At 71.2% G+C, this 9,764-nt stretch carries 8 protein-coding genes and 1 pseudogene; all 9 read left to right on the forward strand.

Features of this window, described 5'->3' with window-relative positions; translation table 11 throughout:
* The coding region (locus tag QTI17_RS34675) for a hypothetical protein (protein WP_503011166.1) at window positions 1–286 on the forward strand (286 nt) is incomplete at its 5' end.
* Window positions 283–1,263 (forward strand): Bug family tripartite tricarboxylate transporter substrate binding protein, encoded by a 981-nt coding sequence (locus QTI17_RS34680; protein WP_286538714.1) that lies wholly within the window; start codon window positions 283–285, stop codon window positions 1,261–1,263. The genes QTI17_RS34675 and QTI17_RS34680, both read left to right, overlap by 4 nt.
* Before the next feature lie 60 nt (window positions 1,264–1,323).
* Entirely contained in the window at window positions 1,324–2,826 is a 1,503-nt protein-coding gene (locus QTI17_RS34685; protein ID WP_286538715.1) for an ABC transporter substrate-binding protein, read from the forward strand.
* Window positions 2,827–2,871: 45 nt separating this feature from the next.
* The gene (locus QTI17_RS34690) at window positions 2,872–4,239 is read left to right on the forward strand and encodes an amidohydrolase family protein (protein WP_286538717.1); all 1,368 of its coding nucleotides are present in this window, start codon (window positions 2,872–2,874) and stop codon (window positions 4,237–4,239) included.
* Window positions 4,236–5,180, forward strand: coding sequence for an ABC transporter permease (locus QTI17_RS34695; RefSeq protein ID WP_286538718.1), 945 nt, complete (start codon window positions 4,236–4,238; stop codon window positions 5,178–5,180). Before QTI17_RS34690 ends, QTI17_RS34695 begins: the two co-directional genes overlap by 4 nt.
* Window positions 5,181–5,196: 16 nt before the next feature.
* The gene (locus QTI17_RS34700) at window positions 5,197–7,125 is read left to right on the forward strand and encodes a dipeptide/oligopeptide/nickel ABC transporter permease/ATP-binding protein (RefSeq protein ID WP_286538719.1); all 1,929 of its coding nucleotides are present in this window, start codon (window positions 5,197–5,199) and stop codon (window positions 7,123–7,125) included.
* A complete protein-coding gene (locus QTI17_RS34705) occupies window positions 7,122–8,180 on the forward strand; it encodes an ABC transporter ATP-binding protein (RefSeq protein ID WP_286538720.1) in 1,059 nt (352 codons plus the stop codon). Before QTI17_RS34700 ends, QTI17_RS34705 begins: the two co-directional genes overlap by 4 nt.
* Window positions 8,177–9,496 carry an amidohydrolase family protein gene (locus tag QTI17_RS34710; protein ID WP_286538722.1) on the forward strand — a complete coding sequence of 440 codons (1,320 nt, stop codon included), beginning with the start codon at window positions 8,177–8,179 and terminating at the stop codon, window positions 9,494–9,496. Before QTI17_RS34705 ends, QTI17_RS34710 begins: the two co-directional genes overlap by 4 nt.
* 49 nt (window positions 9,497–9,545) lie before the next feature.
* Window positions 9,546–9,764 (forward strand): annotated as a pseudogene (locus QTI17_RS34715) (amidohydrolase family protein); the annotation flags it as partial.

The following is a 9,764-nucleotide window of genomic DNA, read 5'->3' on the forward strand; positions in this document are numbered from 1 at the left end:
GGCCGACCTCGTGATGTTCGACTGCCGCGGCATGAACATCTTCCCCGCGCTGCCGGGCGGCAATGCCGCCCACATCGTCGTCATGTACGCCGAGACCTCGGACATCGAGAACGTGCTGGTCGCCGGCAAGTTCGCCAAGCGCGAGGGCAAGCTCGTGTTCGATGCGCAGCGCCTGGCCGGCCTGCAGGACGAACTTCTCGCCTCGCGCCTGCGCATGTTCGAGGAAGGCAAGTTCAAGTCCCGGCCGGTCGAGCGCGGACCGCAACCCGAGGCCTTCTTCCTGTGAAGCGCCGCGAACTCCTGCTGGGCGCCATGGGTGCGCCATGGCTGGGTGCCTCGCCGGTGCAGGCCCAGGGCACGGCGAGCTGGCCGACCCGGCCCGTCAAGATCGTCCACGGCTTCGGCCCCGGCGGCCCGGTGGACCTGCTCGCGCGCCTGGTGGCGGCGCAGTTCGCCGACAGCTTCGGCCAGCAGGCGGTGGTGGAAGGCAAGCCGGGCGCCGGCGGCACCATCGGCGCCAACTTCGTTGCCAAGGCCGAGCCCGACGGCTACACGCTGTTCCTGATGGCCTCGGGCCATGCGGCGGCACCCGGCCTCTATGCCTCGCTGCCCTTCGACGCCGCCTCCGACTTCACGATGATCTCGATGATCGCGCGCAGCCCCTTCGCGATCGTCGCGGCGACCGACGCACCGTTCAAGACCGTGCAGGAGCTGATGCAGCAGGCCAAGGCCACGCCGGGCAAGCTCAACTACGGCTCGGGCGGGCAGGGCACCGGCATGCACCTCACGGCCGTGCTGCTGCAGGCGCGTTCGGGCATCACGCTCACGCACGTGCCCTACCGCGGCGGCGGCGCGCTCAACACCGCGGTGATCGGTGGCGAGGTCCCGTTCATGTTCACCTCGCTGGCCGGCATGACGCCGCTGATCGAGGCCGGCCGCCTGCGTCCGCTGGCCGTGACCTCGAAGGACCGCTACCCGGGCCTGCCCGAGGTGCCGACCGTGGCCGAGACCGTGCTGCCCGGCTTCGACGTCTCGGCCTGGTACGCGCTCGCCGGTCCCAAGGGCCTGCCGATCGGCATCGTCGCGCGCCTCAACCAGATGGTGCGCGCCACGCTCGCGCGGCCCGAGATCATCGAGACCCTGCGCGTGCAGGCGGCCGAGCCCTGGTCGACCACGCCGCAGGAAGCCCAGGCCTTCCTGACGCGCGATGTCGCGCACTGGACCCGCGTGATCCGCGAAGAAAAGATCAGCGCGCCGAGTTGAAGCGCGCTTCTTCGCCGCCCCGTGCCCTTGCCCTTTTCCGTTTTTCAAAGAGGAGTCGAGATGAACAGCCGGATCCGCATGTCCTGGCGCCGCGTGCCGCAATTCGCAGCCGCCGCCGCGTTGACCGTCGCCTGCCTGCCCGCCCTCGCCCAACCCGCCGGCACGCTGCGCTTCGGCAGCAACCAGGGGCTGGACGACTGGGAGACCCTGACCAAGCCCAACAGCATCTACACCTCGCTGGTCTACGAAGGACTGGCCGAGGTCTCGCCGGACGGGCTGTCGCTGCTGCCCAAGCTGGCCACCGGCTGGAAGGAAAGCCCGCGCAAGGTCGAGATAACGCTGCGTCCCGATGTGACTTTCCACGACGGCACGCCCTTCGACGCCGCGGCCGTGGTGAAGAACCTCGAGCGCATCCGCGACACACCAGGCCAGTGGCGCGGCGTGCTCAGCGCGGTCGACAAGTTCACGGTGGTCTCGCCCACGCGGCTGGACATCTCGCTCAAGATGCCGGCGCCCAACCTGATGCCCAACCTGGCGCGGCGCGGCGCCTTCATGGTCTCGCCCAAGGCGCTGGAGGACGGCTCGTACAAGCTCGTGCCGGTCGGCACCGGCCCCTGGAAGTACGAGGCCAAGGACACGGTGAAGGGACTGCGCACCGTCGTGACTTCCTACGACAAGTACTACGCGCCCAAGACGGTCGGCCCGGCGCGGGTGGAGGTCACGCACATCAACGACCCCGACAGCCTCTACAACGCGCTGCGCACCGGCCAGCTCGACATCGTCTGGACCAATCCCTCGATCGCCAAGCGGGCCGAGCGCGAAGGCCTCAAGACCACTTGGTTCCCTTCGGTGATGTGGCACCTGCAGATGATGGACACGGCCAAGGTCTTCAACAGCGCCAAGCTGCGCCAGGCGATCTGCCACGCGATCAACCCGCAGGACTTCATCGACGCCGCGCTCGGCGGCCACGGCAAGGTGCACACGCAGCGCCTGCGCGAGGGCATGAACGGCTTCAACCCCGCGGTCAAGGGCTATCCGCACGACCTCGCCAAGGCCAGGAAGCTGATGGCCGAGCTCGGCAACCCCAAGCTCGAGTTCACGCTGGCCACCTTCGACAACCAGCGCACCATCGCGGAGCTGTTCAAGAGCCAGATGGCGCCGATCGGCATCGACGTGAAGCTCGACTTCATGACCTTCGGCCAGTTCTTCAGCACCTTCCGCAGCGGCAAGTACCCGGCGGCCATCCTGACCGATTCGCAGGACACCGGCGCCTACGACTATTACCTCTACCACTACGCGCCGGCCGGCGCGGGCAACCCCCTGAAGACGGTCTTCCCCGGCGTCGAAGCGGCCGTGAAGGAGGCGCTGGCCGCGGACGACCTGGCGGGCCAGAACGCGGGCTGGCAGCAGATGGCCAAGGTGGTCGACGAGGAGGCGCTGGACTGCGGCTTCTTCGACTACGCCGCCTACTGGGCCTACAACCCGAAGCGCGTGAACAACATCGTCTCCACCGTCGGCGACGTGGCCGTGTTCCGCTACATCGACGCCAAGGTCTCGCCCTGAGAGCGGCCGGAAAAGCACCCCCACGAACCCACGAGGGCACCGCACATGGCCGACGACACACCACGCACACTGCTGATCCAGGGCGCCCTCGTCCTGACCATGGACCCCGCGCTGGGCGATCTCGAATCGGGCGATGTCCTGGTCGAGGGCCGCCGCATCGCGCAGGTCGGCACCGCGCTCGAGGCGCCGGCCGGCGCCCAGCGCATCGACGGCCGCGGCATGATCCTGATCCCGGGCCTGATCGACTCGCACACCCACATGTGGCAGGCGCCGCTCAAGGGTCTGGGCGCCGGGCTCTGGGGCACGCCCGACTACCAGAAGCACGTGTTCCCGCTGCGCGAGAAGTTCGACGCGGTCGACATGCACGACGCCTGCTTCGCGGCCGGCACCGAGATGCTCGACAACGGCATCACCACGGTGCTGGACTTCTGCCACAACACCATGACGCCGGCGCATGCCGAGCAGTCGATCGCCGCGCACCGCCGCACCGGCCAGCGCGTGCTGTTCTCCTACGGCATGCTGGGCGGCTTCTCGACGCTGGCGGCCGACCATCCGTGGCGCCTGGCCCAGGTGCGCGAGTTGGCGCGCGAGTTCGGCAGCGGCGGTGGCGATTCGCTGGTGCGCCTGGGCATGGCGCTGGGCTCGCTCGAATACTCGGGCCTGGAGCTGGTGAAGACCGAGATCGAGCTCGGCCGCGCGCTGGGCCTGCCGATGACCTTCCACCAGAACCCGCCGGCGCAGATCCGCCAGCTGGGCGAAGCGGGGCTGCTGGGCGGCGACCTGCTGCCGGTGCATGCCAACCTCGCGGCCGACGACGAGCTCGAGATGCTCGCGGCCTGCGGCGCCGGCATCTCCTTCACGGTCGAAGGCGAGTTCGGCGGCGGCCGGGCCATGAACATCATCGGCCGCGCGCACCGCACCGGGGTCACGCCCAGCCTGGGCGTGGACATTCCCTCGCGCGTGGCGCTCGACCTCTTCGCCCAGATGCGGCTCACCTTCCAGGTGATGCGCGCCGAGGAGGCGCTGGCCGAGCGCATCACCGGCCGCTGGCCGCTGGCGCGCCATCCGGGCACGCCGCACGCGCAGCCGCGCCACATGCTCGAGTACGTGACGGTCAACGCCGCGCGCGCGGTCGGCCGCGGCGACGAGCTGGGACGCATCGCGCCCGGCCTGCTGGCCGACCTGGTGCTGCTGTCGACCGGCCCCTACAGCATGTCGCTGGGCGATCCGGCGGCGCACGTGGCCTTCCAGAGCACGCCGGCCGACGTCGACACCGTGATCGTCGACGGCCAGTTGCGCAAGCGCGGCGGCCGGCTGGTGGACCTGGACCGCGCGGACGCGGCCGAGGCCACCCGGCGGGTGCGCGAGCGCGTGCTCGGCAAGGGCGTCCAGGCGGCGCGCGCAGCGGCATGAGACAGCTGTTCCTGAGCCGGCTGCTGTCGGTGGCGCCGATCCTGTTCGCGGTGTCGCTGTTCACCTTCCTGCTGACGCGCATGACCGCCACCGATCCGGTGGTGCAGATCCTCGGCCCGGGCGCCTCGGCCGCCGACCGCGCCGAGTACGCGCACAAGCTCGGGCTCGACCGGCCGCTGGGCGAGCAGTTCTTCCGCTGGCTGGCCGACGCGCTGCGCGGCGACCTCGGCAGCTCGCTCTACACCGCGCTGCCGGTCGCGCCCACGCTCGCCGACGGTGTCAGCGTGACCCTGACGCTGGCGATCGCGGGCATGCTCCTGGCCTTGCTGATCGGCATTCCGCTGGGGATCTGGGGCGCGGTGCGCCATGGCTCCTGGGCCGACCGGCTGCTCTCGACCATCGTCTCGCTGGGCCTGGCGGTGCCGAGCATCTGGCTCGCGCTGCTGCTGTCGCTGGCTTTCGCGGTCGAACTGCAGTGGTTCCAGGTGGTCGGCTACACGCCCTTCGCGCAGGACCCGCTCGAATGGGCGCGCGGCCTGGTGCTGCCCGCGGTCGCACTGTCGGTTCACACCGCCTCGGTGATCGCGCGCCAGATGCGCAGCGCGATGATCGACGTGCTGCGCTCGCCCTACGTGCATGCGCTGCGCGCGCGCGGGCTGCCGCAACGCCTGATCATCTCGCGCTATGCGATCCGCAACGCGATGGTGCCGGTGCTCAGCGTGATGGCGATCCAGATGTCGGTGCTGGTCGGCGCCAGCATCGCGGTCGAGCGCATCTTCGCGATCCCGGCGCTCGGCACCCTGCTGGTCGACAGCGTGGTGCGCGGCGATTTCCCGGTGCTGCAGGGCGCGGTGGTGGTGATCGCCTCCATCGTGCTCGCGGTCAATCTCGCCACGGACATCGGCTACGGGCTGATCAATCCGAAGGTGCGGGCGCATTGAGGCGCCCGGTCCCACCATGAGCGAAGTCGCCACCTTCCCCCCCGTCCATGCCGCGGCGCCGGACGACGGCGCGCGCATCCCGCGCAAGTCGCCCTGGCGCCTGCTGTCTCGGCCTTTCGCGCTGCTGCCCGCGGCCTTCCTGCTGCTGGTGCTCGCCTGCGCCATCGGCGCGCCGTGGATCGCGCCGCACGATCCCTTCACGCCGGCCATCCGCCATCGCCTGGAGGCGCCCGGCGCCACCTACTGGCTGGGCACCGACGACCTCGGCCGCGACATGCTCTCGCGGCTGATCTTCGGCGCCCGCACCGCACTGCTGGCCTCGTTCGAGAGTGTGGGCATCGGCCTCGCGGCCGGCGTCAGCCTGGGCCTGCTGGCCGGCTACGTGGGCGGCTGGCTGGACCGCCTCGCGATGCGCCTGGCCGACGTGATGCAGTCCATTCCCGCGGTGCTGCTGGCGCTGGCGCTGATCGGCGTGCTGGGCAAGGGCCTGGGCAATGCGATGCTGGCGGTCGGACTGATCTTCGCGGTCAGCTTCATGCGCATCACGCGCGCCGTGGTGCTGGCCGAGCGCGAGCAGCTCTACGTCGATGCGGCGCGGGTGCTGGGCCTGCGGCCGGTGGCGATCATGCTGCGGCAGATCCTGCCCAACGTCTCGGGCCCGCTGATCGTGCAGGCCTCGATCTCGCTCGGCACCGCGCTGCTGATCGAGGCCATGCTGAGCTTCCTCGGCGTCGGCGCCGACAGCACCCAGGTCAGCTGGGGCTCGATGCTCGAGACCGCGCGCCAGTTCCAGAGCGAGCAGCCCTTGCTGCCGATGGTGCCGGGGCTGGCGATCACGCTCACGGTGCTGTCCTTCAACCTGCTGGGCGACAGCCTGCGCGACGCCCTGCTGCCCGGCGGCGCGGCACCGGCACGGCCCGTGGCCCGCGAAGCCACCACGCGCGCGGCCACGACCGCCGCCGACGCCGAGACGCCCACCCCCGCCGACACGCTGCTCGAGCTGCGCCAGCTCTGCGTGCGCGCCACGGTCGGCGGCGGCGAGGCCGAACTGCTGAGCCAGGTCTCGCTGCATCTGCGGCGCGGCGAGGTGCTGGGCCTGGTGGGCGAATCGGGCTGCGGCAAGTCGATGACCGCCAGCGCCATCCTGGGCCTGCTGCCGCGCGGCGCGCACATTGCCGGCGGCTCGGTGCGGCTGGGCGGCACCGAACTGGTCGGCCTGCCCGAGGAAGCGCTGCGCCACATCCGCGGCCGCCGCATCGGCATGGTGTTCCAGGACCCGAACGCGGCGCTGTCGCCGGTCCACACCATCGGCACCCAGCTCTGCGACATCCTGCGCGCCCACTCGAGGATGAGCCGCGCGCAGGCCCTGGCGCGTGCGGTCGAGCTGCTCGACCTGGTGGGGGTGCCCGACCCGGCGCGCCGGCTGCAGGACTATCCGCACCAGTTCTCCGGCGGCATGGCGCAGCGCGTGGTGATCGCCGGCGCACTGGCCTGCGAGCCCGAGCTGCTGATCGCCGACGAACCCACCACCGCCCTGGACGTGACGATCCAGGCCCAGGTGCTGGACCTGCTGGCCGACCTGCGCCGGCGGCTCGGCATGTCGGTGCTGCTGATCACGCACGACCTGGGCGTGGTGGCCGACCTGTGCGACCGGGTGGCCGTGATGTACGCCGGGCAGATCGTCGAGACCGGCAGCGTGCGGGACACCCTGGCCGCGCCGCGCCATCCCTACACCGCCGCCCTGCTCGACGCCATGCCGCGCGGCCGGGGCGATGCCCGGCTGTCCACCATCGCCGGCCGCGTGCCGCCGGCCTGGGCCTGGCCGCAGGGCTGCCGCTTCCACCCGCGCTGCGCCCATGCGCGCGCCGCCTGCACCCAGCAACCCGTGGCGCTGCAGGAAGGCGTTCGCTGCATCCGCAGCGACATCCAGGAGCGCGCCGCATGACCGCGAAACCCCTGCTGTCGGTCGAACATCTGTCGGTCGACTTCAAGCTCAAGAGCGGTCTGTTCGGCAGCCGCACGCTGTCGGCGGTGCGCGATGTCAGCTTCGACATCGAGCGCGGCAAGACCTTCGGCCTGGTCGGCGAGTCCGGCTCGGGCAAGAGCACCATCGGCCGCGCGGTGCTGCGCCTGGTGCAGGCATCGGCCGGCCGCATCGAATTCGACGGCCAGGACGTGACCGCCTTCGGCCGTGCCACGCCGCTGGCCTTCCGCCGCGATGTGCAGGTGGTGTTCCAGGACCCGATGTCCTCGCTCAACCCGCGCCAGACCGTCGGCACCACGCTGGGCCAGGCGATCGACCGCCACCGGCCGATGACCGCGCAGCAGCGCGAAAAGGAAATCGCCAAGCTGGTCGACAGCGTGGGCCTGGCGGCCTACCAGGCGCAGCGCCATCCGCACGAGCTGTCGGGCGGGCAGCGCCAGCGGGTGGCGATCGCGCGCGCCCTCGCGGTGCAGCCACGCCTGATCGTCTGCGACGAGCCGGTCAGCGCGCTCGACGTCAGCACCCAGGCCCAGGTGATCAACCTGCTGGTGGATTTGCAGCGCGAGTTCGGCCTGTCCTATCTGTTCATCGCGCACAACCTCGACGTGGTGCGCCATGTCAGCCACCGCATCGGCGTGCTCTATCTCGGACGGCTGGTGGAGGTCGGTCCGGCCGCGCAGGTGCACGAGGCGCCGCGCCATCCCTACACCCGCATGCTGATGGCCTCGACCCTGGTGGCCAACCCCCAGGCGCAGGCGCTGCGCACGCAGGAGCGGCGCCTGCAGATCCGCGCCGAGCTGCCGAGCCCGCTGTCGCCGCCGCCGGGCTGCGCCTTCAACACCCGCTGCGCCTGGGCCGACGCGCGCTGCCGCGGCGAGATGCCGCAGCTGGCGGCTGCCGGCGGTGGCGTCGAGGCCGCCTGCCTGCGGCTGCCCGCGGTGGCCGCGACGCCACAAGGGCAGTTGCCGGTACGTACGGACGCCGGCGCGCGACAGATCGAGGAGCTGGCCCTATGAGCATCCTGCTGCGCGGCGCCACCGTGCTGACCATGGACCCGGCGCTCGGCGACCTGCCCGCGGGCGACGTGCGCATCGAGGACGGCCGCATCGCCGCCGTGGGCGCGGGCCTCGAACGCATGCCGGGCGACGAATTGATCGATGCCCACGGCATGCTGCTGCTGCCGGGCCTGATCGACACCCATACCCACATGTGGCAAGGACCGCTCAAGGGCCTGGGCGCAGCGCAGTGGGGCATGGCCGACTACCACCGGACCATCTTCTCGCTGCGCGAACGGCTCACGGCCGAAGACATGCACGACGCCGCCTTCGCGACCGGCGTGGAGATGCTGGACAACGGCATCACGACGGTGCTGGATTTCTGCCACAACGTGATGTCGCCGGCGCATGCGGCCCGCTCGCTCGACGCCCATCGGCGCACCGGCCAGCGGGTGCTGTTCTGCTACGGCATGCTCGGCAGCTTTGAGACCCTGGCGGCCGACCATGCCTGGCGCCTCGCGCAGGTGCGCGGCCTGGCGCGCGAGATGGCGGGCGCGGGCGACGACGCGCGCGTGCGGCTGGGCATGGCGCTGGGCTCGCTCGAGTACGCCGGGATGGCGCTGTTCGAGGCCGAGGTGGCCACCGGGCGCGAGCTCGGCCTGCCGATGAGCTTCCACCAGAACGTGGCGGGCCAGCTGCATGAGATCGAGGCCGCCGGCCTGCTCGGGCCCGACCTGCTGCCGGTGCATTGCAACCCGGCACTCGACGCCGAACTCGCGCTGCTGGCGCGCCATGGCTGCGGCATCTCGTTCACGCCCGAGAGCGAGGTCGGCGACGGCCGCTCCACCCGCGTGATCGCGCGCGCCCACCATGCGGGCGTGACGCCGAGCCTGGGCGTGGACGTGCCTTCGCGGGTGGCGCTCGACCTGTTCTCGCAGATGCGCATCACCTTCTGGCTGATGCGCAACGAAGAGGCCGATGCCGAGCGCAGCGCCGGCCGCTGGCCGCTCGCGCGCTTTCCAGGCGTGCCCTTCATCCAGCCGCGGCACCTGCTGGAATACGTCACGGTGAATGCCGCCCGCGCGGTCGGGCTGGGCGATGCGCTGGGCCGCATCGCGCCCGGCTGCATCGCCGACCTGGTTCTGCTGCGCGCGGGCGCCTACAGCCCCTCGCTGGGAGATCCGGCCGCGCACGTGGTGCTGCAGGCCACGGTCGGCGACGTCGACACCGTGATCGTCGGCGGCCAGGTGCACAAGCGCGCCGGCCGGCTGACCGAAGTCGACCGCGCCGACGCGGTCGCCGCCACGCGCCGCATGCGCGAGCGACTGTTTCACTGAGCGAAGACCCGCGCTTCGCCGCCTCAAATTTCAAGACCGAAGGAGCCTCATGCCTCGAATGCTGATCAAGAACGCGAACATCCTGTCGATGGACCCCGAGGTCGGCGACTTCGACGACGCCGACATCCTGATCGAGGACAACAAGATCGCCGCGGTCGGCCCGAACATCGAGGCCGGCGACGCCGAGGTGGTCGACGGCCGCGGCCGCATCGTCACGCCGGGGCTGGTCAACGCCCACATCCACACCTGGGAGTACCAGCTGCGCGGC

Source organism: Variovorax sp. J31P179 (genome assembly GCF_030316985.1).
Classification (GTDB): Bacteria; Pseudomonadota; Gammaproteobacteria; order Burkholderiales; family Burkholderiaceae_C; genus Variovorax; species Variovorax ginsengisoli_B.